Here is a 25,017-nt window from a genome sequence, read left to right on the forward strand (position 1 = left end):
ATGTCGACAGCCGCATCGCTTCACCAGAGACGCAAGCGCAAGAATGGCGTGATGATGACGCTGTGCGTTGCCGCCGCCGGCATCGGGCTCGCCTGGCTGGCGCTGATCCTCGGCGCCCTGCTGTACAAGGGCCTTTCAGGTGTCAATCTTGCGGTCTTCACTGAAATGACGCCGCCGCCCGGCGATGCCGGCGGCCTGCTCAACGCCATCTACGGCAGTATCGTGATGACCATTATCGGCATCATCGTCGGCACGCCGATCGGTGTGCTGGCCGGCACCTACATGGCTGAGTACGGGCGTTTCTCGAAGCTCACCACCGTGGTGCGCTTCATCAACGACATCCTGCTGTCGGCGCCGTCGATCATCATCGGCCTGTTCGTCTATGAGCTGATGGTGCGGCCGATGGGACATTTCTCGGCGATCGCCGGCGCCGTCGCGCTGGCGATCCTGGTTATCCCCGTCGTGGTGCGCACCACCGAAGACATGCTCAACCTGGTGCCGAACGCCTTGCGCGAAGCCGGCACCGCGATTGGCGCGCCGCGCTGGGTGGTCATCCGTTCGGTCGCCTACCGCGCCGCGATGTCGGGCATCGTCACCGGCATATTGCTGGCCATCGCCCGCATCTCGGGCGAGACCGCACCGCTGCTTTTCACGGCGCTGAACAACCAGTTCTGGTCGAGCAATCTCAACGCGCCGATGGCCAGCCTGCCGGTCACCATCTTCCAGTTCGCTCTCAGCCCCTATGAGGAATGGCAGCAACTGGCCTGGACCGGCGCACTCATAATCACATTGACGGTTCTCGCGCTCAGCATCTTCGCGCGCAGCCTGACCGGACGCAGAGAGGACAAATGAGCCAGATGTTGTCTCCAGACATGACGATCGCCGCCGAGGCGGTGGCCAAGGCCAAGATCGAGGTCAAGAACCTCAACTTCTACTATGGCCAGTCGAAGGCCCTGAAGGACATCACGCTATCGCTCCCCGAGCGCAGCGTCACCGCCTTCATCGGGCCTTCGGGCTGCGGAAAGTCGACGCTGCTGCGCGTCTTCAACCGCATCTACGAGCTCTATCCCAAGCAGACGGCCGAAGGCCAGGTGCTGCTCGACGGCCAGAACGTTCTCGATCGTTCGCAGGACCTCAACCTGCTGCGTACCAAGATCGGAATGGTGTTCCAGAAGCCGACACCGTTCCCGATGTCGATCTATGAGAACATCGCTTTTGGCGTCAGGCTCTACGAGAAGATCAGCAAGGCCGAGATGGATGGCCGTGTCGAGCAGGCGCTGAAGCGCGCGGCACTGTGGACCGAGGTCAAGGACAAGCTCAACGCCAGCGGCCTCAGCCTGTCGGGCGGCCAGCAGCAGCGGCTGTGCATCGCCCGTACCGTGGCGGTGAAGCCGGAAGTCATCCTGCTCGACGAGCCGGCCTCGGCACTCGATCCGCTGTCGACCGCCAAGATCGAGGAACTGATCGACGAGTTGCAGGCCGACTACACGATCGTCATCGTCACCCACAACATGCAGCAGGCGGCGCGGGTCTCGAAGCAGACCGCCTTCATGTATCTGGGCGAGCTGGTCGAGTTCGACAAAACCGAGAAGATCTTCACGTCGCCTCGCGAGAAGCGCACGCAAGACTACATCACCGGCCGCTTCGGCTGATCGCACGCATACGAGGACCAGAATCATGGCCGAACACACGGTTGCAGCCTTCGACGAGGATCTCGGACAGATCAGCAGGCTGATCAGCGACATGGGCGACCTCGCCGGCTCGATGGTCGGCGGCGCCACCAAGGCGCTGCTGAATTCCGACAATGCTCTCGCACAGCGCGTGGTCTCCGACGACGCCATCATGGACGCGCGCCAGCGCGAACTCGACGACCGCGCCATCACGCTGATCGCCAAGCGCCAGCCGATGGCCGACGATCTGCGCCATGTCGTCGGCTCGATCCGCATGGCCGGCGACCTCGAGCGCATCGGCGACCTTGCCAAGAACATCGCCAAGCGCGTCGGCACCGTTGGCCTCAGCGCCACGCCGCGCGACCTGTCGCATTCCATCGACGCCATGGCGCAGCTGGTGCTGATCCAGGTGCAGGGCGTGATCGAGGAGTATGCGGCGCGCGATGCCGCCGCACTGGCGAAGCTGCGCGCCGACGATGAGCGCATCGACGTCAAATATACCTCGGTCTTCCGCGAATTGCTGACCTACATGATGGAGGATCCGCGCAACATCACGGCTTGCACGCATCTGTTGTTCTGCGCCAAGAATCTCGAACGCATCGGCGATCACGTGACCAACATCGCCGAGAACGCATATTACGTGCTGACCGGCACGCAGCTGCCCGCCAATCGTCCCAAGCAGGACGAAACGGCGATGTCGGCGCCGGCGGCCTGAACGCTAGAGCGGCTCATCGTTTCGTGGAAACGCCGAACCGCTCTATCTCTTTGTTTCACGCATTTCCGGACGGAAAACCGCTACACACTTTTCCTGGAATTGCTTTGGAGGTGACCAGTCGATGATCGCGCCACGCATCATGGTGGTGGAGGACGAGGAGCCGCTGGGGGTGCTGCTCCGCTACAATCTTGAATCCGAAGGCTATCAGGTCGAGGTGGTGCCGCGCGGCGACGAAGCCGAAATCCGCCTGCAGGAGAACGTGCCCGACCTTCTGGTGCTCGACTGGATGGTGCCGGCGGTGTCCGGCATCGAACTCTGCCGGCGCCTGCGGATGCGGCCCGAGACCGAGCGGCTTCCGATCATCATGTTGACGGCGCGTGGCGAGGAAAGCGACCGCGTGCGCGGCCTTTCCACCGGCGCCGACGACTATCTGGTCAAGCCGTTCTCGACGCCGGAATTCATGGCCAGAGTCAAGGCGCTGCTGCGCCGCGCCAAGCCGGAAGTTCTGTCCAGCGTGCTCAAGGTCGGCGACATCGTGCTCGACCGCGAATCGCACCGGGTCTATCGCAAGAAGAGCGAGATCCGGCTCGGGCCGACCGAGTTCCGTCTGCTCGAATTCATGATGCGCCATCCCGGCCGCGTGTTCTCCCGCAGCCAACTGCTCGACAATGTCTGGGGCGAGACGATCTATATCGACGAGCGCACCGTCGACGTGCATGTCGGGCGCCTGCGCAAGGCTGTCAACAATGGCCGTATGCCGGACGTCATCCGCACCATTCGCGGCGCCGGGTATGCGATCAGGGAAGATTGACTGCTGACGGTTTTGATGGGCCGAGGTGCCCAACGCTTCGTCATCCACGGGCGGAGCGGGCGCGAAGCGGACGCGCAGACCCGAGGATCCATGCCGCGACTTTGACGTGTTGCCACTGCGCAGAATTCTGCACCGCCGCGTCCCTCGGTCGACGTAACGGAATGGATCCTTGGGTCTTCGCGACGGAGCTTCGCTCCTGCTTCGCCCAAGGATGACGACATCCGGGAAGCTGCGGCCAATCTCGAATGGCGGCGATGCCCTTCGCAAGGCCTACGCCACGTTCTTGCCCGAACCCGCTCGCCCCTGCACGCCCGGCGCGAAAATCTCCTGGTCGACGAAGGTCAGCGCGCGCATCGCGCAGCCTTCGCGGATAAGCGGCAATTCGTTTGGTTCAGTATCGAACGAAATCGATTTCGAATGCTGGCCGCCGGCGGTCTGGGCGATGGCCTCGCGTAGCGCGGGCTCGATCAGGTCGAAGGCGGCGGCACTGACGCCGACCATGGCGACGGGCGCGGGATCGATCAGCGCGAACAGGCTGCCGAGGCCATAACCCAGTGCTTCGCCGGCCTTGCGATAGGCTTCGCGCTCCGGGCCAGCTCTTTCGCGCGCCGTGGCCGCCAGGGTCCGCATGTCCGCGTCGCTGACGTCGACCGGCTCGGTGTCCTCGCCGAGCTGCCTGGCATTGCGCCAGATGGCGTAGTTGCCGGCATAGGCCTCGACGCAGCCGCGGCGTCCGCAGCGGCAGAGTGCGCCGCCGGGCCGATGGATCATGTGGCCAAACTCGCCGCCCGAGGAATGCGTGCCGGTGAACAGCTCGCCCTTCAGCACCAGCCCCATGCCGATGCCGTGAGACAACAGGATGGCGATGAAGTCGTCGCGGTAGCGCTCGGGGTCGCGCCAACGCAGCGCCACCGCCATCATGTTGCAGTCGTTTTCCATGGTGGCGGGGATGCCGAACTCGGCTTCGAGTATGTCGGCGAAGGCGATGTCGGTCTGCGGCGTGATCGGCGACCACAGCATAGCCCGGGCCTCGGTGTCGGTGATGCCCTGGATCGCCAACGCGATGCGGGCGACGCTGCGCACGTCGATATCGGGATCGGCGAGGCGCCGCCGCACGATAGCCGTGCATTCGCCGATCAGCGCCTCGCGCGACATGGTCAGCGTGTCCAGGCGGCGCTGTTCCTCCGATATCACCTGGCCGGCATAGTCGATGACGGCGACAGAAAGGAAATTCAGCGAAAGCACCACGGTCATGACGGTCGCGGCCTCCGGATTGAGGCCGAGGCCGACCTGCGGCCTGCCGCGTTTGAGCGAACCCACCTCGCTCGGCTTGCCTTCGGCCAGGATGCCTTCGCCGATCAGGTCGGAGGAAATTGCCGATATGGTCGAATGGCTGAGGCCGGTGGTCGCGGCGATCTCGGTGCGCGAGGGCCGGCCGGCCCGGCGCACGGCCGCGATCACCATGGCGCGGTTGCGCCGGCGCAGATCGTCGTGGCGGATTCCGACCGACATGCTTTCCCACTTCCTCCCCGTCGCGGCGGTTCTTCCTGCCCCTCGAACACTGCCGACAACAGGTCAAATACTGGCAGAAGCGGCCGCTGCTGTCATTTATTTATTGCGGGGCTCGAAAAAAAGTTGCAGGCCCCTCAAAATCCATCAGAATCGATGTTGACAGCGTTCCGGGGATGCATCAGTATTTTTTTTGAGGCTCGAAAAAATAGAGCTTCTGTGCCGGCCTTTGGGCCAGTTTGGTCGCGCCTTACGCGGCGCAGGGAGGAATATCATGAAAAGAGTCACGGCCGCCATCCTGGCGGGTGTCGCCATGTCGCTGACGCTTGCGTCGGTCGCGCAGGCGAAGGACAAGGTCATCGGCGTATCGTGGTCGAACTTCCAGGAAGAACGCTGGAAGACTGACGAGGCCGCGATGAAAAAGGCGATCGAGGCCGCCGGCGACAAGTACATTTCGGCCGATGCACAGTCCAATCCCGGCAAGCAGCTTACCGATGTCGAGAGCCTGATTTCGCAGGGCGCCAATTCGCTGATCATCCTGGCACAGGACGCCTCGGCCATCGGCCCGGCCGTGCAGAAGGCGCTCGACGAAGGCATTCCGGTCGTCGGCTATGACCGCCTGATCGAGAACAAGGACGTCTTCTACCTGACCTTCGACAACAAGGAAGTCGGCCGCCTCCAGGCCAGTGCGGTGTTCAAGGCCAAGCCGGAAGGCAATTATGTCTTCATCAAGGGCTCGGGTTCGGATCCGAATGCCGATTTCCTGTTCTCGGGCTCGATGGAAGTGCTCAAGGCGGCCATCGACTCGGGCAAGATCAAGAATGTCGGCGAGGCCTATACGGACGGCTGGCTGCCCGCCAACGCCCAGAAGAACATGGAACAGTTCCTGACCGCCAACGACAACAAGGTCGACGCGGTGGTCGCCGCCAATGACGGCACCGCCGGCGGCGTTGTCGCGGCGCTTACGGCGCAGGGCTTGGCCGGCACAGTGCCGGTATCGGGCCAGGACGGCGACCATGCCGCGCTGAACCGGATCGCGCTCGGCACCCAGACCGTGTCGGTGTGGAAGGACGCGCGCGAGCTCGGCAAGAACGCCGCCGAGATCGCCTCGCAGCTGGCCGACGGCAAGAAGATGACCGACATCGCCGGCGTCAAGGACTTCACGACGCCTGGCGGCAACACCGTCAAGTCGCTGTTCCTGACCCCGGTGGCCATCACCAAGGACAATCTCAACGTCGTCATCGATGCCGGCTGGATCAAGAAGGACGAAGTCTGCGCGGGCGTCGCCGCCGGCAGCGTCGCCGCCTGCAACTGAGCTTGACCGCTTGAAGAGTTGGAAGCGCCGCGGCCCACAGCCGCGGCGTTTTCTCAGCAGGATTTGTGTTTCCGCCATGGGCGGCTAACTTCTAGGCTTGGTCCGGCATCCGCGTCAGACGGCAAGCCGCTGGGAGGACATCATGACCGACACGACCTCGACTTCGCAGGCCGACACCGCGCGTGCGTCGGAACTTGGCGCGGTTGCCCGTTTTCTGAAGGCGACCGAAATCGATACCCGTATGCTCGGCATGGTCGGCGCGCTGGTGGTCATCTGGGTCGGCCTGCACGTCCTGTCGGGTGGTCTTTTCCTGACGCCGCGCAATCTCTGGAACCTGTCGGTGCAGACTTCGGCCGTGGCCATCATGGCTTCCGGTATGGTGCTGGTCATCGTCATGCGCAACATCGACCTGTCGGTGGGATCGGCTGAAGGGGTCATCGGCATGGTCATGGGCTTCGCGCAAGTGCATTTTCTGGTGCGTTTTGTCGGGCTTGAGCTTGGCAATCCTTGGATCTGGGTGCTGGCGCTGGCGATCGGCCTGGCGCTCGGTCTGCTGATCGGCGCCTTCCAGGGCTTTGTTATCGCCTATCTCGAAGTGCCGGCCTTCATCGTGACGCTCGGCGGCCTGCTGGTCTGGCGCGGCGCTGCCTGGTGGGTCACGTCAGGCCAGACCGTGGCCCCGCTCGATGCCACCTTCCAGCTGATGGGCGGCGGTCCCGCCGGATCGATCGGCGCGACCTGGAGCTGGGCCGTCGGTATCGTCGCTTGCTTGGCGGTGGTGTTCGCGCTGTTCAACGGGCGCCGGCAGCGCAAGCGCTTCCGCTTTCCGCTGCGGCCGATCTGGGCCGAGACGCTGATGGGCGCCGTCACCTGCGCAATCATCCTGGGCGCTGTGTGGGTTGCCAATTCCTATCCATGGCCGGTCGGTATCGTGAAGCGGTATGCGGAGGCCAACAACATCACGATTCCCGAAGGTGGGCTGTTCATCGCCCATGGCATCGCTATTCCGGTGCTGATGGCTGTTATGGTGGGCATCGTCATGACATTCATCACCAACCGCACGCGTTTCGGCCGTTACGTCTTTGCCATCGGCGGCAACCCTGAAGCCGCCAATCTCGCCGGCATCAACACACGCTGGGTCACCATGAAGGTGTTCATGATCATGGGTGTGCTGGCGACGATCGCCGCCGCCATCTCGTCGGCCAGGCTGAATTCCGCGACCAACGCGCTGGGCACGCTGGATGAGTTGCTGGTCATCGCCGCCGCCGTCATCGGCGGCACGTCGCTGGCCGGCGGTTCGGGAACCGTTATCGGTGCCATGCTTGGCGCGCTTTTGATGCAGTCGCTGCAGTCCGGAATGGTGCTGCTTGGTGTCGACTCGCCGCTGCAGAGCATCGTCGTCGGCGCTGTCCTGGTCATCGCGGTGTTTCTCGACACCGTGTACCGCAAGCGCGTTTAGGGAGAACAACGATCATGGAAAAGACTGCTCCCGCGAATACCGGCACGCCGCTGATCGACATGCGCAACATCTCGATCGCTTTCGGCGGTATCCGCGCCGTCGACGATGCCTCGGTCGATCTTTTCCCCGGTGAAGTGATGGCATTGCTCGGCCACAATGGCGCCGGCAAATCGACGCTGATCAAGATCCTGTCCGGCGCCTACAAGCGCGATGCCGGCCAGATCTTCGTCAACGGTGAGGAGGCTTCGATCGCCAATCCGCGCGATGCCAAGAAATACGGCATCGAGACGATCTACCAGACACTCGCCTTGGCCGACAATGTCGATGCCGCCGCCAATCTGTTCCTCGGCCGCGAGCTGATGACTGCCTGGGGCACGCTCGACGACGTCGCGATGGAGGCCGAGGCGCGTAAGGTTATGGGCCGGCTCAACCCGCGCTTCCAGCGCTTCAAGGAGCCGGTGGTGAAGCTGTCGGGCGGCCAGCGGCAATCGGTGGCGATTGCACGCGCCATCCTGTTCAACGCGCGCATCCTGATCATGGACGAGCCGACGGCCGCGCTCGGTCCGCAGGAAACGGCGCAGGTCGGCGAACTGGTCAAGCAGCTCAAATCCGACGGTATAGGCATCTTCCTGATCAGCCATGACATCCACGATGTGTTCGAACTGGCCGACCGGGTCTGCGTGATGAAAAACGGGCAGGTGGTCGGCACCGCGCGCACCACCGACGTCACCCAGGACGAGGTGCTCGGCATGATCATTCTTGGAAAATGTCCTCCGGGCGCCATTCCCGGGCCGGGCGCGCTGAAGATAGCCGCCTGAGGTCTGTCAGCGGTCCGGTACGGGCGCTCACGTGATATGCCAGTGATCGCGATGGCTTGGCCTTGCCATTGTGTTGGCCTGATGAGTTGCCCATAAAGGTCCGGTATTGCCCATGGACCGCATCATCCGTTGAAGAAACTCTTTCCAATCGTCGCGTTCATCGCCGTTGCGCTGATCAGCATGACCATGGCGGGGTTCGCCTATTTCGCGACGCAGGAAGCCGCCCGCATCAAGTTCGAGGCGGCGGCCGACGACGCCCTCAACCGCATCGAGAGCCGCATAGACCTGCATTTGTCGCTGCTGCGGTCGACGCAGGCCCTGTTCGACGCCCGCAATGGCGATATCTCCCAGAGCGAGTTCAAGGCGTTCTTCAACGCGCTGGATGTCGACAACAATTTCGCCGGCCTGCGCGGCATCGGCTTCCTAGGGCTCGTCAAGACGGGTGACGAGGCGGCGGTCGAACGCGACATTCTCCACGACTTTGGCGCCAGCCACCCGGTCTATCCGGAAACGACGCAGCCCTGGCGCGCGCCCATCATGCTGTTCGAGCCGCTGGATCCATCCAACCAGGCCAGCATCGGCTACGACATGTTCAGCGAACCGGTGCGGCGCGCGGCGATCGAGAAGGCAATGGCCGACGACCAGCAGCACGCGAGCGGGCTGGTGCAACTGGGCCAGGGCCAGGGTGCGACACAGACCTTCACCGGCTTCCTGGTCTTCGTGCGGCTCAATGTCGAAACCGCGCCGGAGGTCATCAACGCATCGCGATCCTCGACCGCGGGCTTTCTCTATGCGGCCTTCCGTTCCCGCGACCTGTTCCAGATCGCGCTCAGCCGCGCGCCGCTGCTGCCGGTGAACACCGAGATCTATGACGGCGCGGTGAGCAGCGATAATCTGTTGTTCCGCTCGGAAACGCCGCCGGCTTCGTCCTTCGGCGAACGGTTGCTGGTTACGCGCAACATCACCGTGGCCGGCCGCCCGTGGACGGTGCTGTTCAGGCCGACCAGTGCCTTCTCGCAACCGTCGTCGCGCACAATTCCCGTGATGCTGGGGTTGCTGGGCCTGCTGGCGGCCGGCGCCATCGCGCTGGTGGCGCGCTATCAGCAACGGGCCTATGAGGCGGCATCGCGCCTGCACGAGACGACCGAAAAGAGCCTGCTCGAAAAAGACCTGATGCTGCAGGAGATGAAGCATCGCATCAAGAATTCGATCACCAGGGTGCTGGCGATCGCGCGACAGACAGCTTCGCGGGCGACGGATGTCAATGAGTTCTCCGCGTCCTTCTCGGCCAGGCTGCAGGCGATGGCCGCCTCCCAGGACATGCTGACGCGCTCGCGCTGGCAGAAGGCCGATCTCGCCGATCTCCTGCGCATCGAACTTGGCCAGGTGTTCGGCAAGGACCTGCCCGAGGGGCTCCTGTCCGGGCCGGAGGTGCTGCTCGACGAGACCACGACGCAGGCGCTTGGCCTGACCTTCCACGAATTGGCAACCAATGCGTTGAAATATGGCGAAGCCGGCAATTCCGCCAGGAGTGCCAATTCGCTCGAGGGTGATTGGGCGCTCAAGGTGGAGTGGTCCCTGGAAGGGCGTGGTCGCGAGCGCACGCTGGCGCTGAACTGGCGAGAGGCCGGGAAGAAAAAGGTCGAGGCGCCGGCCGAGACTGGATTCGGCACCAAGCTGATCGACCTCAACGTCACGCGCGAACTGCGCGGCACGATCAAGCGCGATTTTCAGGCCGACGGGCTGAAGGTGGAGATCAGGATACCGTTGACTGCTTGAAGGACAGGAAGCCGTTCAGAGACTACGCCAAGCATGGCGGCAGGCGAACCGGCGACCTGAACTTTAAAGCAAGGGGAAGCGGAGCCGGTTGCGGTCTCCGCTTCCCTTAGATTATCGGATCAGTTGCAGCGGGCCCAGTGGATCGTACCGTCAGCGCGACGATACTTGCAGCGACCAGTTTGCACGTTACGGTACAACAAACCAGAGCCGGCACCGACAGCCGCACCGATCAGCGCGCCCTTGCCGCCGCCGACCAGGCCGCCGACGCCAGCGCCGATCAAGCCGCCGCCTACCACGTCCTGCTCGGTCGAGGTGCAGCCGCTTAGGGCGGCTACCGCAACCATGGCAATAATCATCTTCCGCATTGAGTCACTCCTCACTTTGTGTCCACACTTTGGTAAGCTCCAACAGCCATTTAGCACGAAATGACGGCCTTTGCTGCTCGAATTTATTGTTGGCTAAGATAGTCTTTTTCTGGGCGTGCTGCGTTCGATGCCATGACAAGGTTGGAAAGAGCCAGCGAGGCATCAAGGCTACCATCGGGGCGCACATTCCAGACGATCTGATCGTAGTCGTCCTCGAGCCCAGGATCGACAGCGAGACATCTGGCGACGATGTGCTGCGCTTGTCCCTGCACGTCGCCCATGGCGAACGGCCGCTCGGCGGTGCATTCGCCGGCGGTTTCGAAAACGCTCACCGGCACCTGCAGTTCACGACAGTCGGTCATCGAATTGGTGCAACCGATGACCAGCAACAATGCAGCGATGTGTTCCATGGCGACATGCCCTCTCGCCGCAACAACGGCCTACATCGGCCAAAAGTTCCTGAGCGTTCGGGGTGACACGCGAATAAATGCCGCTGCAGCAAGCGGTTAAACGCCGCGCACTTTGCCGGCAGCGGATTTCGGTCAGGCGAGCTGGAACACGGCGATGATGAGAATTGTCGCGGCCGCCGCCAGCACGATGCCCCACTGCAAGCCGTGATGCGGCGGGGAGAGCGGTTCCGCGGATGCCTCGGGGTCCTGAAATTCGCCCATCGAAACACGGGCGGCCTTTTCCAGTCTGTTCATGTCGGCGACCGTCAAGCGTTCCTCCCACACCGTGCCGCAGCCCAGCGGATTGCAGCGGTATCTGGGTAAAACAGCATCCGCTCTTATGGTGAACAGCCGGTTAAGGATCGTTGCTTGCCCTAAAGCGCGTCGTTAAAACGGATTCAACCGACGCGCTTTAAGTCTTTGTTTTGATGCATGTCGTTGTCCCAGAACCGCTGCACACTTCTGGGCGACATGCATTAGAGCCGGATGATTTCAGGTCGAAGCGACATGACATCTGAAACCGCCTCTAAATCAAAGATATAAAGCCGCTCACTGGCTCTCGAAATTGTTGTGCGGGACGACAAGGCGGTATTCAAGGTGGCCGTCCGCGATGTCGAGGCTCGCGGTTCCGCTCAGGGATGCCGGCACCACCCGTTCCAGTGCGACACTGCCGAACCGCTTTTCGCTCCGGCCGCCATTGTTTCCTATGGTCTCGGCCCATGTCAGCGACAAGGCAACCTCGCCAGTGGCGGCGGTGTTGAGATTGGCGGTCACTTCGACATAACCATCCGGCCGGGACAGGGCGCCGAAGCTGACCGAGTTGACGGCAAGCTCATGCATTGCCAGGCCGATATGCAGTGCGGCATTTGGGTTGAGATAGGGATTGGCGCCGCGGAAGCGAAGGCTGTGCGATATGTTCGCCCCGTAGCGGCCGACCTGGCTCGTCACCAGTTCATGAAGGGCCGCGCCGCGCCAGTTCGAGGATGTCACCAAATCCTGGGAGGAGGCCAGCGATTGCAGCCGGCCGCGAAAGCGCGTCAGGAAATCGCCGATGCCGTCGGAGTAGCGGCCGGTCTGGGTCGCGATACTCTGGATGATCGCCAGCAGGTTCTTTGAGCGGTGGCTGACCTCGCGCAGCAGGGTTGTCAGCGTCTGTTCGCGCCGCTTCTGCTCGGTCGTCTCGACCATGGTCGTCACGACCCCTTGCACGTCGCCCGTTTCGCTCCGGTCGGCATCGACCCATATCTGAAACCAGCGCACGCCATTCTCGACGGGAACGCTGATCTCGAGGCGCTCCGGGTTGCCGGTCGCGACGACGTCGCGCTTGGCGGCGCTGATGCGGTCCGCCTGCGCCATCGGCAGGATGCCATTGCCGTCGGAACTGTCCGAAGCCCAAGGCGCGCGCATGTTGCGCGCCCATACGGTCTTCATTTCGCGATCCTGATAGAGGACGGAAATGCCGGCATTGTGTAGTGCGTGGAGCAAAGCCCGGCCAAGCTGCATACCGCTTTCAGCCGGATGCAGGGCGATGACCTCGTCACTCCCTGCGTCTTCCAAATCATCTGCAGTCTTGGAACGCATCGGTCAACCTGTCCACCCACTCAGGCTGAACGGCTCACCTTCTTATGGGTTCCCAAATGAAATCCCGCCGGAAGGACTGCCCTCAAAAGCGGTCCGCCGGACGGCGTCCTTTGCAGGATACCGTCCGGCGGTGGCTGGAAACCGTTTGAGGGGTGCGGCTTCCAGTGTTCGCTTTAAAAGCTGGCTGATGTCAGGCCCGCTTGAACAGGCCGGCCAGCAGGGAAATGACCAGGAAGGCGAGAAAGATGAAGAACAATATCTGCGCAATGCCGGCGGATGTCCCGGCGATGCCGCCAAAACCAAGCGCGCCGGCTATGATCGCCACTACGAGAAATACGAGCGCCCAGTAAAGCATGGTTCATCTCCTTCCGAATGGTGCAGTAAAAACGTGGGTGGATGCGGTTTGTTCCACCCTTTGCCGAAAAAGGCGATGCTTGCAAACCGTTAGAAACGAAGTGCCTCGAAATTCGCTGCTGACGGGCCTGGTTGCCAAAAAGGCCGCCCGGTGCATCGCATCGGACGGCCTTGATTTCGCATATTCCGGGTGGAAGGCCGCGCCCTATGCGGCGGCCTTCGCCTGACGGTCGAAGAACAGCGCCTGGCTGATCAGCGCCTTGACCATGTCGGGATTGAACGGCTTGGTCACCAGGAAGGCCGGTTCGGGACGCTCACCAGTCAACAAGCGCTCGGGAAACGCGGTGATGAAGATAACCGGAACCGAGGTAGACGACAGGATCTCGTTGACCGCCTCGATGCCCGAACTGCCGTCGGCGAGCTGGATATCGGCCAGCACCATCTTCGGCCGCGTCTTGCCGAACATCGTCACCGCTTCGGCGTGTGTGCGCGCCGTGCCGACGACGCGATGACCGAGGCTCTCGACCATCTCTTCAATGTCCATGGCGATCAGCGGTTCGTCCTCGATGATGAGCACGTCGGTCGCTACTTGGCGCGAAATCTCATTGCTTGCCTGGGCCAGCAGTTCGGAGAATTGCTGGTCGCCGACATCCAGGATCTCGGCCGCTTCGTCCTCGCTGAAGCCTTCGACGGCAACCAGCAGGAAGGCCTGGCGGGGAAGCGGCGCGATCGCATTGAGATTGGCGGCGGCGCGCTGCTCCCATGCCGATTGTGCCTGTTCCTGCGGCACGCGAATAGCGACAGAGGTGAAGAGCTTGGCGAAAACCTTGTAGAGCGCGATACGGTCGCTCGACGCGTCGGGGAAGATGTCGACGTCGGCGATGATGGCCTCAAGCATCGCGGCGACCAGCGCGTCGCCGCTCTCTTGCGATCCCGAGACGGCACGCGAAAAGCGGCGCAGGAACGGCAGGTGCGGTGCGATGGTGGCGGATAAACTCATGATAAGACGTCTCCCTCAGAATGACGTGATCGATTGCAGGTCAGGCTGATTGCAAGCCCCACTAATACAACGCGGGTTTTCCGAAAAAGTTCCGCCCGATTGGGAACGAATCGGCGAGAGCGGCGTTTGATGTCGGGATGGGCAACCAGACGAGGGTGCCGCTTGCCTTGTGTTGAGTTGAATATGAGCGGCCTGGATACTGGGAATATAAGGGCGAAATGAAGGATATGACGAAAGATATTTTGGCTGGCGCCGCGGGCAGGCGCCGGAACGGTGTCGGCGACCCCCTCGGGCCGAACTCCGAAATCGGGCGCAAACTCAAGCAATATTATGACGAGCTGGTCTCCGACGATGTGCCGGATCGCTTTGCCCAGTTGCTCAGCCAACTGGAACAGACCGAACCCGCACAGAAGAAGGACTGAGGCATGGCAGCGGTCTCCCAAGGCTTCAAGGCCGATCTGCTTGGGGCAATCCCGAGCTTGCGGGCCTTCGCCGTGTCGCTGACGCAGAATGCCGACAAGGCTGACGACCTCGTTCAGGAAACGCTGGTCAAGGCCTGGGACAAGCATGAGAGCTTTCAGCCCGGCACCAACCTCAAGGCATGGCTTTTCACCATCCTGCGCAATGAATTCTATTCGCAGATGCGCAAACGCGGCCGCGAGGTGCAGGACAGTGACGGCATCATGACGGCCAGGCTTGCGGTGCATCCGGCGCAGCACGGCCAGCTCGATCTCAAGGATTTTCGAGGCGCTCTGGAGCAATTGCCGGAGGACCAGCGTGAGGCCATCATCCTCATTGGTGCTTCGGGCTTTTCCTACGAGGAGGCCGCCGAAATCTGCGGTTGCGCGGTCGGAACGATCAAGAGCCGCGTCAGCAGGGCGCGCACGCGCCTGCAGGAAATCCTGAAAATCTCCGGCGAAGACGAATATGGGCCCGACGCGATTTCGGCTCAGGTCACCGGGACGGCGGCGCATTGACACGCGGCGCCGGGCGACAGAACCCCGGTACGACCTAATCGGGCCTTAGAGCGGTTCAGCGTTTGATGGATCGCCGAACCGCTCTAACTCTTTGTTTTTCCGCAATTCCGGACGGGAAAACCGTTACACACTTTTCCTGGAATTGCTCTAGAAGCCGCGCCCATAGGCCTGTGCCACGGCTTCGACGAGGTCGTCGCCCGAATAGGGTTTCGTGACAAGTCTCACTCCCGGGAAGGATGTCCTGATCTCCTCCGCATCCGAATAGCCGGAAGCGAACACGAAAGGGACACCCGTCTCACGCAAACCGGCTGCAAATTCGAGCGTCGAAGTGCCGCCCAGCATCAGGTCGACGATAGCGGCGTCGAATTGCGTGGCGACCTTTCGGCCATCGATCTCGGCCAGATCACGGGCAATCGTTACCTCGCCGGCTCCGTGGTCACGGCAGAGCTGTTCCACATCCATGGCGATGAGGAATTCGTCCTCCAGGACAAGAATTCGCAATCCGTCAAGCAAATGGGGCACGGGCAGTCGCTCCTTGAAACGCCGGGAGTCATGATCGCTATTGCGGGCGTTGTCATTTAAAAAAGACATGCCCTCGACCTGGGAACTCCGATCCCGGCAAAACGTTTAAGGGTACCTGCTGACCGGCAGGTTCGAAGAGGGGTCGAAAATGCCAGGCCAAAATGGGCGCGCTTTTGCCAGGCGCCAGTATCCTTGCGAGAATTGCCCGTTGCGGCCTTTGCCGGTGTTCCGGGAATTCGAGAAACAGGAACTGGCCTTTATCTCCAACTTCAAGAAGGGCGAACTTGCGGTCGACAAGGGCGCCACGGTGCTGGTCGAGGGCAGCCACAGCGCCCATCTCTACACCGTGCTGTCAGGCTGGGCATTCCGCTACAAGCTGTTGCCGGACGGCCGCAGGCAAATCCTCAACTACCTCATGCCTGGCGATCTCATCGGCTTGCAAGGCAGCGTCATGGGGGAAATGCAGCATTCCGTCGAGGCGCTGTCGCCGATGCTGCTGTGCGTCTTCGAGCGCGACAATCTGCATGAACTCTATCGCAACCACCCGGGCCTGGGCTACGACATCACCTGGATCGCATCGCGTGAAGAACGCATGCTGGACGAGAACCTGCTCAGCGTTGGCCGCCGCAGCGCCATCGAGCGTGCCGCGTATCTGATTGCTTTCATAGCCAGCCGAGCCAAGGTTGTCGGGCTGAACGGCAAGCAATCCATTCAGATTCCGATCACGCAGCAGCACGTCGCCGACACGCTTGGCCTGTCGCTGGTTCACACCAACAAGACGATCCGCAAACTGATCGACCGCAAGCTGATTGTCTGGCGCGACGGCGGCTGCGAGGTCATCGACAACGAAGGGCTCAAGTTGCTCGCCGGCTGGGAAGGGTTGGGCGAGGGGCGTCGTCCGCTGATTTGAGACGGTGCTATCGCCATGGTTTGGCGATTGGTGCGCGCGCGCAAGTTTTCGGCTAGTTTGTCCCGATGCCGGAACCTTGAGACGCAAGCCGCGTTTGAAATCGAGCAATCACAAGGAGTTAATCAATGGCAACCGCCGCAGGAAAGACCGCCAACGAAGCACGGGCGAATTCGGACCTCGAAGCCGACATCCGACAGCTGAAGGCCGACATCGACAAGCTCACCAAGCAGTTGGCCAAGACCGGCGAGCATGGCTATGGCACTGCCCGCCGCGCGGCCACCGAGGGCGTCGAGCAATTGCGTGCCCAGGGCGAGGCCGCCTTCGACAGCCTGCGCGGCAGCGCCAAGGACATCGAGGCGCAGTTGCTGGCAAATGTCCGCGAAAAGCCGGTGACGTCGCTGGCGATCGCCGCCGGCGTCGGTTTTCTGTTCGCGCTGATCGCGCGTCGTTAATTCCGCCTGAGATGGGTCTGCTGGCATCCCTGCTGTCGGGTTTCGCTTCGGGTGAAACATTGGCTGCCGTTCGTCGCGCACGTACGGCGGCCATCGTCTATGCGCTTGCCGCGCTGGCTGCGTTCTGTGGCCTCGGCTTTCTTGTCGGGGCCGCTTACATCTGGGCGTCGGCCCGCTATGGTTCGCTGGCGGCGGCGCTAGGCTTCGGTGTCGGCTTCCTGGTGATTGCCGGCCTCGTTCTTGTGATCCATCGCTTGATGTCCGGAGCCCGAGCGCGGCGCGAGGCAAAGCGGCGCAACGCCGACATGAAGGCGCTCGGTATCACCGCGGCACTCGCCGTGCTGCCGGCATTGCTCAAGGGAAAGGGCGGTCTCGGTGTCATTCTGGGCCCCGCCATGGCGCTCGCCGCCTACGCCATCTACCGTGAGAATGTGAAACCCGACGATCCTGATGCCGGAGGGCAGGAATAGGGCTGCTATTCGGGATTCCGGTCCGTCACCTGGACAGGTCTTCCAGCGGCATCGAGATTTCGGCAAAGACACCTTCCGGCCGGAATTCATGGGTCACTTCGCTTGAAATGACCTTGGCCAGGCTGCGACGGATGAGGATGGAACCGAAGCCGTGGCGTTCGGGCGGGGCGACTGCCGGCCCGCCGCTTTCGCGCCAGGTCAACACCAGGCGCCGGGCGCCCTTCCTGCCTTGTGTCTTCCAGTCGAGATCAACCTTGCCCAATGCAATCGACAGCGACCCATATTGCAGCGCGTTGCTCGCCAGTTCGTGCAGGATGAGCCCGAGGCCGACGGCCTGATCGGGCGACAGCAGCAGGTCCGTGCCGGAGATGGTGATGCGCGGCCGGTCGGCGGTGTCAAAAGGCCTGATCTCGATCTGGACGAGCTCGCGGATGCCGATGCCGCGCCACTCGCGGTCGGACAGGAGATTGTGGGCGATGCCGAGCGCCTGAAGCCGGGCGCCGAAGGCCTCCAGGAATTCGCTCGGCTGGCGGGCGTGACGCACGGTCTGCGTCGCCAGCGCCTGGACGGTCGCCAGCGTGTTCTTGACGCGGTGGTTGAGTTCGCGCAGCAGAAGCCGTTGCCGCTCGTCGCCGAGCTTGCGTTCGGAGATGTCGTAGTTGACGCCGAAGATCAGCGTCGGCTTGCCGTCGCCGTCGCGCTCGATGACGCGGCCGCGTGTGGCCACCCAGCGCGGCGGATGAAAGCCTTTCACCCGGTATTCGCCAAAATAGTCGTCGCTGCCGGTCAAGGCGTCACGGAAGCGGGTTTCGGTCTGGTAGACGTCGCGTGGATCGATGGCCGACAGGATATCGCGCGCCCGCAGCAGGTTCGAGCGCGGCAGGTTGAACAGTTCCGACAGCCGAACATCGCATTCGATGATGTCGGTGCGGACATCCCATGCCCAGCTGGCGAGCGAGGCCGCGTCGAGCGCGATGGCGCGCCGCTTTTCCTCGCGCACAAGGGCGGCCTCGGCGATGGCGCCGCTGCGGGTCGCGTCCTTCAACGTGAACAGGCTGGCGGCGAGGCCGGCGAGCATCTTCAATTGATCAAGCTTGGCCTGCGACGGAAAAGCATGCGGTTTGCGGTCGAGCACGCACAGTGTGCCGATCCTGGCACCCGCCACCAGCATCGGCGCGCCGGCATAGAAGCGCACATGATGCTTGCCGGTGACCAGCGGGTTGGCTTTGAAGCGAGGGTCGGTCGTCGCGTCCGTCACCACCATGGGATCGTCGCCGGCGGCAATGGCGTGGGCGCAGAACGAGATGTCGGTCGCGGTCTCGCTCTCGTCGAGACCAAAGCAGGACTTGAACCATTGCCGATCGACGTCGACGAGCGTGACCAGCGCGATCGGCGCCTGCATGACGGCCGCGGCAAGGCCGCCGATGCGGTCGAAATCCGGATCTGCCGCCGTATCCAGCATCTCCAGCCCGTGCAGCACGGCCAGCCGGTCTTCGGCACCGACCGCAAGCGCCACCCCGGCTGGAAGGCTCGTTCCAATGTCCGCCTTGCTATTCACCCCAGTCCCCAAATGCCATTGCCGACCCTCGCGGTCTTGCCGATCCACCAGACCACGACAAGCTGGTATCCTGGAACCATCCTAGCGAGGAACCGTTACCCGACCGTGATTTGCCGAGCGCGCCAAGCAGCGCATGACGAAACAAGGACCGGCCATGACCAAGATCATTCCCGAGAACAAAGCTCGGCAGGGGCGATGGGGCTGGCATGGCTTGCGCATCCTCATCGCCGCGCTGCTTCTTGCCTTCGCGGCTTGGGGCATCGCCGAGATTTACGGCGAGGCGACCAAGACGCCGGCGACCGAGCAGGGAAGTGCGCCGAGCGGTTAGATTTTCAGCCATCATGGTTGGCATCAGGCAGCCTTTGCCGCAGCGATGCTGGCCGGCACCAGGACATTCAGCGCGCCGGGCCTGATTTCGATCGTCGTCTCACGCTCGAGCCTGACCAGTTCGCCATCCATGACGGCGCGGAACTTTCTGCTGCCGGAATGGATTTTCAGGACAGTGCGGTCGGATTGATGGATTTCGACATGCTCGTTGTCGCGCCATTTGCCGCGCGCGATGTTGAAGAGGAATTTGACCAGTTCGGCACGCTGCTGCGCCACCGTGACATAGATGCCGAGCACGCCGCCCGCAGGGTTGTCCGCATAGGGCAAGTGGCCTTCACCGAACAGGTTGTTGGTGACACCGATTCCGGTGATGCGGGCGGTCATCTCGGCCTCGCCGATGCCGAGCGTGACATTCATGGCCGGCGGGTTGTTGATCGTAGTCCACGCCGCCTGGGCCGAGGCGCGGATCTTTCCCAGGCGCGAACCGAATTCCATGCCTTGGCGCAACTGCACCATTTTGGCGTGCATTCCGATCGAGAACTGGTGGACAAAGGGCTGGCCGTTGGCGGTAGCCATATCAACGGCGATGATCTCGCCGTCGGCGAAGGATACCAGCGCGGCATCGAGGGACTGCGGAATGCCGAGACCACGGGCGAACAGGTTCATGGTCCCGGCCGGCAATATGGCAAGGGCCTTTTTCTTGCCCATCAGCCTGGCGGCCGCAGCCGAAATGGTCCCGTCACCGCCCCCGGCCAGAACCACGTCCACAGTGCGGCGCGAGGCAGCGCTGTCCAGGCTTTCCTCGACGTCTTTGCCTGCAACAACATCGATGCTGAGAGAATGCCCCGCGGCCTCCAGCGTCTGACGCATCCTGTCGGAAAAAGTATCGAGGTCGGTGGTGCGCAAGGTGCCGCCATCCCGGTTCAGCACCGCTGCAAATTTCATGCCCCGCTCCGTCCTGTCAGCCAAAACCCGGCCGGGTTGCATCCAGCCTCCGGCTGAAACGTGGCGACGCGCGAAAGGTTCCATGGGCACGCGGGTAAGTCGGTGCCCCTCCCATCCTGCGGTTGCATGTTTCCGCGACTATTTTGGTCGGAACAACGGCATGGTCACGACGTTGTGAACCTGTAGCGCACGCCGCATCCGGCCTCCTCAGCGGAGGTTCAGTGAGGGCGCGGCGTGCATGAAATCACACAGAGGAGACCACTATGATCCGCACCCTTTTTGCCACCACCGCCCTCGCGACGCTGATCGCGACAGGTGCCTTTGCGCAGAGCGCGACGACCCCCGCGCCTGCCGCCGCACCGTCCGCCCAGGAGCCCGCCGCGACCGCACCGGTGCCGCGCGCCGACGGCAGCATCGTCACCAACATCATCGGCGAATCCGTCTATAACGGCACCGGGGACAATGCCGAGAACATCGGCAAGGTCAGCGACATCGTCTTCGACAAGGACGGCATGGCGAAATCCGTCGTCATCGGCGTCGGTGGTTTTCTGGGCGTCGGAACAAAGAATGTCGCTTTCGACTATGACAAGCTGCAGTGGGCCGAGAAGAACGGCGACCGCTGGTTGGTGGCCGAAACGACTAAGGACGAACTGACCGCGCAGCCTGAGTTTGACAGCAAGGCCTATGGGCCGGCGCCGGCCCCCACTTCGACCGACGCAGCGGCCCCGACGGCGCCCGCGGCGACTGATACTGCACAGAAGCCCGTCGACCTGAATACTGCGCAGGCCGAGCCGGTGAAGCACGCCGACGGCAATCTCGCCACCAACATCATCGGCGAAAACGTCTATAATGGCACCGCCGATGATGCGCAGAAGATCGGCGACGTCAACGACATCGTGCTGACCAAGGAGGGCAAGGCCGAATCGCTGGTCATCGGCGTTGGTGGGTTCCTCGGTATGGGCGAAAAGAACGTGACCTACGATTTCAGCAAGGCCAAGTGGGCCGAGAAGAACGGTGACCGCTGGCTGGTGGCGGAAACGACCAAGGAAGAGCTGCAGGCGCAGCCGGACTTCAACCGCAAGGCCTATGATCCGGTGCCGGCGACAACGGCATCCAACGAGCCGGCCGCAACCGCGCCGGCCGCTAACACCGCTCCTGCCGCCGCCCCGGCCGACAAGACAGCCGAGGCGCCAGCGACTGATGCCACGGCCCCCGATCAGACCCAGACGGCTGCCATCGACAAGTCGACGCTGACCGCGATGCCTGTCGGCGAGATCAGGGCCGATGACCTCAAGGGCACCAATGTCTACGGTGCCAATGATGCCAAGGTCGGCGAGATTGGCGACGTCGTGCTGACGCCGGACAAAAAGACCGACGCGGTGATCATCAATGTCGGCGGCTTCCTTGGCATCGGCTCGAAGGAAGTGGCGGTCGGCATGGATAATTTGAAATTCATGACCGACAAGGACGGCAACAAGTATCTCTACACCACCTTCACCAAGGAACAGCTCGAGGCCCAGCCCGCTTATGACAAGGGCAGCTACGCCGAGAAGCGTGACCAGCAGCGGATGATCTTGAGGTAGGCAGTACGCAGTAGGCAGTAGGCAGTAGGCAGTAGGCAGTAGGCAGTAGGCAGTAGGCAGTAGGCAGTAGGCAGTAGGCAGTAGGCAGTAGGCAAGCCCTATTCCCTACTGCCTATTCTATTGCTGACATGTCCAACCACCCCATTTTCCGTCAGTTCCGCCAGCGCCAGTGACTGGTCGAGATGCTCGGCCCGCCAGGCGAGCAGCCGCTCGGCGAATTCCAGTCGGGTGGCCAGATGCGCGGGGCTGGTGGCGAGGTTGGCCAGTTCGCCAGGGTCGGTCTCGACGTTGAAAAGCAGAGGCGGCAAGCCGCCGCCAAAATGCACGTATTTGAATTTTTGAGTGCGGATCACGGCGAGGTTGCACTGGCGCGAGGCAATGCCGAAATGCTGCTCGGCTTCGCCGCCTGCGATCGAGCGAAAATCGAACTCCCAATGCGCGGCATCGCGCCAGGCGGCGGGGGTTCCGCCACTCAGGAAGGGTTTCAGCGAGCATCCGTCGAGATGCTGTTCGGGAGGTTCGCCGAGCAGGTCGATGAGGGTCGGAAAAATGTCCACTGCTTCGGTGAAGCGATCGACATTGGCGCCGGCAGCCTTGCGGTGGCGCGGGTCGCGGATGATCAGCGGGATGTGGTAGCTGCCGTCGAAATAGCCGCCCTTGCCCAGCATGAAATGGTCGCCCATCATCTCGGCGTGGTCGGAGGTGAGAACGATAACGGTGTCGTCCCATGCGCCTGATGCCTTGACCGCTTGCCAGACGCGGCCGAGCTGTGCGTCGACTTCCGAGATCATGCCGTAATAGATTGCCCGGATGCGGCGGAAGTCATCCTCGCTCCAGTCATGCACCTTGCCTGCGGAGCCGGGGCGGAACTTCGCGCGTTTCTGCCGGCTGAGATCATAGGCGAGATAGGGATGGCTTTGAGCTTCGGCCCGCCAGCTCTCCGCCCGGTGAAAGGCCGGGCCGCCCGCCGGATCATACAGTGTGTTGTAGGGCTCCGGTACGATGAAGGGCGGATGCGGGCTGATGAAAGAGAGATGCGCGAACCATGGCTTGGCCTGCTCCTGCTCGCCCAGCCAACGGACGAATTCACCGGCAAGGAAGGCCGTCGGCGTCTGGTCTTTCGAATAGATTGGCGGTGCTTCGGTCACCGCCTCGTCCGTCTCGTCGACGGGACGATGGATGTTTGGAAATCCGGCGCCTGCATCGATACCCTGCTGCCTGAGCCAGGACAGCCACTGCTTCTGATGCTCCGGCAGCAGCTGGCGCGGCGTGAATCCGGGCAACACGCCCTCATAGGTGCGCAGCCGTGGATCGCCTGGTGCAAGCCGGCGCGGGTCGAGCGACACGTCGGTGTAGCCGAACAGGGTTGGGTCATACCCAAAGGACCGCGCATACAGAGCGATGTTGCCATGGCGGTCGTCAAGCGGCGAGCCGTTGCGGCAGACGCGGTTGTTCATCTGATAAAGGCCGGTGTATAGGCAGGCACGTGCCGGCGAGCAGGGTGCTGCGCCACCATAGTGGCGCTTGAACAGCACACCCTCGGCAGCCAGCGCGTCGGCGTTCGGCGTCTTCACCACGGGATGGCCGGCAGCCGACAGGCAATCACCGCGCCACTGATCGCATGTGATCAGGAGAACGTTCGGGCGCCTGGCTTTTCCTGTCACGCACGATACCTTTCGCTGGATGGTCTAGTGCCTTTCATGGACCTGATTTCCAGCAAAGGCGCAAGACCGCCCGCACTCGTCGATTGGTGAACAAAAATCGTCCGGTTGTTCACTTTTACAGCACAGTCCATTCTGTGTTTACCGCCTTTGCCTAAGTCGGTCGTGTCCTCATATTGGCGTGGACAGCGGCAAGGGCCGCACAAACACCAGGGAAGGAGCAAGACAGTGCTCGACCAGATCAAGGGCCTGCATCACGTCACTTCGATGGCTGGGGATGCTCGGCGCAACAATGATTTCTTCACTCATAAGCTCGGCCTGCGCCGGGTCAAGAAAACCGTCAATTTCGACGCACCCGACGTCTACCACCTTTATTATGGCGACGAGACCGGCACGCCCGGTTCGGTGATGACCTATTTTCCGTTTCCCAACATCGGCAAAGGCCGGCACGGTGTCGGCGAAGTCGGCACCACGGCCTACTCGGTGCCGCAAGGCACGCTCGCCTATTGGGAAAAGCGGTTCGCCGAGCAAGGCGTGACCGGCGTCTCGGGCGAGGAGAGTTTTGGTGAAAAGCGGCTTAGCTTTGCAGGGCCTGACGGCGACAGCTTCGCCCTGGTCGAGGACAAGGCTGACAGCCGCGCGCCCTGGGTGAAGGGCGGCGTTTCTTCCGACGAGGCGATTCGCGGTTTTCACTCGGTTTCGCTTAGGCTGAAGGATGGCGGCGCCACCGAGGAGCTGTTGAAGTTCATGGGCTACGAGGAAGTCGACAAATCAGGCAATGTCAGGCGGCTTGCCGTGAAGAACGGCAATGGCGCCGATGTCGTCGATATCGAATCGCTGCCGACGGCGGCCTTCGCCGATCTCGGCGCCGGTTCGGTCCATCATGTCGCCTTCGCCGTCGAGAACCGCGCCAAGCAGCTCGAAGTGCGCAAGGCGTTGATCGACAGTGGCTATGGGGTGACGCCGGTGATCGACCGCGACTATTTCTGGGCGATCTATTTCCGCACGCCGGGTGGCGTGTTGTTCGAAGTCGCGACCAATGAGCCGGGGTTCGATCGCGATGAGGATACCGCTCATCTCGGCGAGGCGCTGAAGCTGCCGGCGCAGCATCAGCATCTCAGACCCTATCTCGAACAGCATCTGCAGAAGCTGGAAGGCTGAGGCCATGAGCAAGGACGCTTACATCCACAAGGTGCTGCCAGGTTCGCCGGGCGGCCCCCTGCTTTTCGTCTTCCACGGCACCGGCGGCGACGAGAGCCAACTCATCTCGCTGGGGCGCGATCTCGCGCCCCGGGCCACCATCATCTCGCCGCGCGGCGATGTGTCCGAACATGGTGCCTCGCGCTTTTTCCGCCGCACCGGCGAAGGTGTCTATGACATGGACGACTTGGCGCGGGCGACGGACAAGATGGCGGGCTTCGTCAAGGCGCATGTCGAGGCGGCAAAGCCTTCGGCGGTGCTCGGCCTCGGCTATTCCAACGGCGCCAACATCCTGGCCTCGATGGTGTTCGCCGCGCCATCACAGTTCGACGCCACGGCGCTGATGCATCCGCTGATCCCGTTCGAGCCGCAGGTCAAGGGCAGCCTCGCTGGTCGCCACATCCTGCTGACCGCGGGCAAGCGCGATCCGATCTGCCCGCCGAACCTGACGACGCGGCTCGAAGCCTATTTGCGCGCCGACGGCGCCGATGTCACAGTGGAGTGGCACGAAGGCGGGCACGAGGTGCGGCCAAATGAAATCGAGGCGGCGCGGCGGCTCTTCGCCGGTGTCGCTCAAGGAGTGTAGA

28 protein-coding genes are annotated in these 25,017 nt (G+C 62.6%); 17 read left to right on the forward strand and 11 right to left on the reverse strand.

The window, feature by feature from the left end; genetic code table 11:
* From pstA to phoB, 4 genes are all read left to right on the forward strand, one after another.
* Positions 1-852, forward strand: a complete 852-nt coding sequence (gene pstA / locus A3AU_RS0117275) for a phosphate ABC transporter permease PstA (RefSeq protein ID WP_027053972.1) — start codon at positions 1-3, stop codon at positions 850-852.
* Positions 849-1,652 (forward strand): phosphate ABC transporter ATP-binding protein PstB, encoded by an 804-nt coding sequence (gene pstB / locus A3AU_RS0117280; RefSeq protein WP_027053973.1) that lies wholly within the window; start codon positions 849-851, stop codon positions 1,650-1,652. Before pstA ends, pstB begins: the two co-directional genes overlap by 4 nt.
* 25 nt (positions 1,653-1,677) lie before the next feature.
* Positions 1,678-2,385, forward strand: a complete 708-nt coding sequence (gene phoU / locus A3AU_RS0117285; protein WP_010911897.1) for a phosphate signaling complex protein PhoU — start codon at positions 1,678-1,680, stop codon at positions 2,383-2,385.
* 121 nt (positions 2,386-2,506) lie between these two features.
* Positions 2,507-3,196 carry a phosphate regulon transcriptional regulator PhoB gene (gene phoB / locus A3AU_RS0117290; protein WP_032917568.1) on the forward strand — a complete coding sequence of 230 codons (690 nt, stop codon included), beginning with the start codon at positions 2,507-2,509 and terminating at the stop codon, positions 3,194-3,196.
* 270 nt (positions 3,197-3,466) lie between these two features.
* Here phoB and A3AU_RS0117295 read toward each other — a convergent pair whose 3' ends face one another.
* On the reverse strand, positions 3,467-4,708 hold the full coding sequence (locus tag A3AU_RS0117295) for an ROK family protein (protein ID WP_027053974.1): 1,242 nt from the start codon (positions 4,706-4,708) through the stop codon (positions 3,467-3,469).
* Between the two features lie 271 nt (positions 4,709-4,979).
* On the opposite strand from A3AU_RS0117295, the gene xylF reads away from it, so the two are divergent.
* The 4 genes from xylF (at position 4,980) to A3AU_RS0117315 (ending at position 10,076) form a co-directional block, all read left to right on the forward strand.
* Positions 4,980-6,020, forward strand: coding sequence for a D-xylose ABC transporter substrate-binding protein (gene xylF, locus A3AU_RS0117300; protein ID WP_027053975.1), 1,041 nt, complete (start codon positions 4,980-4,982; stop codon positions 6,018-6,020).
* 142 nt (positions 6,021-6,162) lie between these two features.
* Positions 6,163-7,479: a sugar ABC transporter permease gene (locus A3AU_RS0117305; RefSeq protein ID WP_027053976.1), complete on the forward strand. Its 1,317-nt coding sequence runs from the start codon at positions 6,163-6,165 to the stop codon at positions 7,477-7,479.
* A 14-nt stretch (positions 7,480-7,493) separates the two neighbouring features.
* On the forward strand, positions 7,494-8,297 hold the full coding sequence (locus tag A3AU_RS0117310) for an ATP-binding cassette domain-containing protein (protein ID WP_032917572.1): 804 nt from the start codon (positions 7,494-7,496) through the stop codon (positions 8,295-8,297).
* A 129-nt stretch (positions 8,298-8,426) separates the two neighbouring features.
* Positions 8,427-10,076 carry a CHASE domain-containing protein gene (locus tag A3AU_RS0117315; protein ID WP_027053978.1) on the forward strand — a complete coding sequence of 550 codons (1,650 nt, stop codon included), beginning with the start codon at positions 8,427-8,429 and terminating at the stop codon, positions 10,074-10,076.
* Between the two features lie 119 nt (positions 10,077-10,195).
* Here the strand turns inward: A3AU_RS0117315 and A3AU_RS0117320 are convergent, their stop codons facing one another.
* The 6 genes from A3AU_RS0117320 to A3AU_RS0117350 form a co-directional block, all read right to left on the reverse strand.
* Complete coding sequence (locus A3AU_RS0117320) at positions 10,196-10,441, reverse strand: YMGG-like glycine zipper-containing protein (RefSeq protein WP_027053979.1); 246 nt, start codon at positions 10,439-10,441, stop codon at positions 10,196-10,198.
* 83 nt (positions 10,442-10,524) lie between these two features.
* Positions 10,525-10,851, reverse strand: coding sequence for a hypothetical protein (locus A3AU_RS0117325; protein ID WP_027053980.1), 327 nt, complete (start codon positions 10,849-10,851; stop codon positions 10,525-10,527).
* Between the two features lie 132 nt (positions 10,852-10,983).
* Positions 10,984-11,160, reverse strand: coding sequence for a hypothetical protein (locus A3AU_RS1000000139890; RefSeq protein ID WP_167335244.1), 177 nt, complete (start codon positions 11,158-11,160; stop codon positions 10,984-10,986).
* Positions 11,161-11,439: 279 nt separating this feature from the next.
* Positions 11,440-12,471, reverse strand: coding sequence for a sensor histidine kinase (locus tag A3AU_RS0117335; RefSeq protein WP_027053981.1), 1,032 nt, complete (start codon positions 12,469-12,471; stop codon positions 11,440-11,442).
* 190 nt (positions 12,472-12,661) lie between these two features.
* Positions 12,662-12,826 carry a DUF1328 domain-containing protein gene (locus A3AU_RS1000000138020; RefSeq protein ID WP_027031438.1) on the reverse strand — a complete coding sequence of 55 codons (165 nt, stop codon included), beginning with the start codon at positions 12,824-12,826 and terminating at the stop codon, positions 12,662-12,664.
* Between the two features lie 204 nt (positions 12,827-13,030).
* Positions 13,031-13,825: a response regulator gene (locus tag A3AU_RS0117350; RefSeq protein WP_010911885.1), complete on the reverse strand. Its 795-nt coding sequence runs from the start codon at positions 13,823-13,825 to the stop codon at positions 13,031-13,033.
* Positions 13,826-14,043: 218 nt separating this feature from the next.
* Between A3AU_RS0117350 and A3AU_RS0117355 the strand changes: the two genes are divergently transcribed.
* Together A3AU_RS0117355 and A3AU_RS0117360 are read left to right on the forward strand one after the other, a co-directional pair.
* Positions 14,044-14,247: a NepR family anti-sigma factor gene (locus A3AU_RS0117355; protein ID WP_027053982.1), complete on the forward strand. Its 204-nt coding sequence runs from the start codon at positions 14,044-14,046 to the stop codon at positions 14,245-14,247.
* 3 nt (positions 14,248-14,250) lie between these two features.
* Positions 14,251-14,802: an RNA polymerase sigma factor gene (locus A3AU_RS0117360; protein WP_027053983.1), complete on the forward strand. Its 552-nt coding sequence runs from the start codon at positions 14,251-14,253 to the stop codon at positions 14,800-14,802.
* A 147-nt stretch (positions 14,803-14,949) separates the two neighbouring features.
* Here the strand turns inward: A3AU_RS0117360 and A3AU_RS0117365 are convergent, their stop codons facing one another.
* Entirely contained in the window at positions 14,950-15,324 is a 375-nt protein-coding gene (locus tag A3AU_RS0117365) for a response regulator (protein ID WP_244277744.1), read from the reverse strand.
* A 148-nt stretch (positions 15,325-15,472) separates the two neighbouring features.
* Between A3AU_RS0117365 and A3AU_RS0117370 the strand changes: the two genes are divergently transcribed.
* From A3AU_RS0117370 to A3AU_RS0117380, 3 genes are all read left to right on the forward strand, one after another.
* Positions 15,473-16,234: a Crp/Fnr family transcriptional regulator gene (locus A3AU_RS0117370; RefSeq protein WP_027053985.1), complete on the forward strand. Its 762-nt coding sequence runs from the start codon at positions 15,473-15,475 to the stop codon at positions 16,232-16,234.
* A gap of 125 nt (positions 16,235-16,359) precedes the next feature.
* Positions 16,360-16,686: an ElaB/YgaM/YqjD family protein gene (locus A3AU_RS0117375; RefSeq protein WP_027053986.1), complete on the forward strand. Its 327-nt coding sequence runs from the start codon at positions 16,360-16,362 to the stop codon at positions 16,684-16,686.
* 11 nt (positions 16,687-16,697) lie between these two features.
* Positions 16,698-17,156, forward strand: a complete 459-nt coding sequence (locus tag A3AU_RS0117380) for a hypothetical protein (RefSeq protein ID WP_027053987.1) — start codon at positions 16,698-16,700, stop codon at positions 17,154-17,156.
* Positions 17,157-17,181: 25 nt separating this feature from the next.
* On the opposite strand, the gene A3AU_RS0117385 is transcribed toward A3AU_RS0117380, so the two are convergent.
* Positions 17,182-18,714, reverse strand: coding sequence for a sensor histidine kinase (locus tag A3AU_RS0117385; protein ID WP_027053988.1), 1,533 nt, complete (start codon positions 18,712-18,714; stop codon positions 17,182-17,184).
* A gap of 154 nt (positions 18,715-18,868) precedes the next feature.
* On the opposite strand from A3AU_RS0117385, the gene A3AU_RS1000000139895 reads away from it, so the two are divergent.
* Positions 18,869-19,042 (forward strand): hypothetical protein, encoded by a 174-nt coding sequence (locus tag A3AU_RS1000000139895; RefSeq protein ID WP_081294209.1) that lies wholly within the window; start codon positions 18,869-18,871, stop codon positions 19,040-19,042.
* A 23-nt stretch (positions 19,043-19,065) separates the two neighbouring features.
* Here the strand turns inward: A3AU_RS1000000139895 and A3AU_RS0117395 are convergent, their stop codons facing one another.
* Positions 19,066-19,986, reverse strand: coding sequence for a diacylglycerol/lipid kinase family protein (locus A3AU_RS0117395; protein ID WP_027053989.1), 921 nt, complete (start codon positions 19,984-19,986; stop codon positions 19,066-19,068).
* A gap of 263 nt (positions 19,987-20,249) precedes the next feature.
* On the opposite strand from A3AU_RS0117395, the gene A3AU_RS0117400 reads away from it, so the two are divergent.
* A complete protein-coding gene (locus tag A3AU_RS0117400; protein WP_027053990.1) occupies positions 20,250-21,569 on the forward strand; it encodes a PRC-barrel domain-containing protein in 1,320 nt (439 codons plus the stop codon).
* Between the two features lie 98 nt (positions 21,570-21,667).
* Here A3AU_RS0117400 and A3AU_RS0117405 read toward each other — a convergent pair whose 3' ends face one another.
* The gene (locus tag A3AU_RS0117405; protein WP_027053991.1) at positions 21,668-23,233 is read right to left on the reverse strand and encodes an alkaline phosphatase family protein; all 1,566 of its coding nucleotides are present in this window, start codon (positions 23,231-23,233) and stop codon (positions 21,668-21,670) included.
* A gap of 225 nt (positions 23,234-23,458) precedes the next feature.
* Here A3AU_RS0117405 and A3AU_RS0117410 point away from each other — a divergent pair, with 225 nt between their 5' ends.
* Entirely contained in the window at positions 23,459-24,391 is a 933-nt protein-coding gene (locus A3AU_RS0117410) for a VOC family protein (protein WP_027053992.1), read from the forward strand.
* Between the two features lie 4 nt (positions 24,392-24,395).
* The gene (locus A3AU_RS0117415) at positions 24,396-25,016 is read left to right on the forward strand and encodes an alpha/beta hydrolase (protein ID WP_027053993.1); all 621 of its coding nucleotides are present in this window, start codon (positions 24,396-24,398) and stop codon (positions 25,014-25,016) included.
* Position 25,017 lies beyond the last annotated feature (1 nt).

It is taken from the genome of Mesorhizobium erdmanii USDA 3471, from assembly GCF_000472705.1.
Lineage (GTDB): Bacteria > Pseudomonadota > Alphaproteobacteria > Rhizobiales > Rhizobiaceae > Mesorhizobium > Mesorhizobium erdmanii.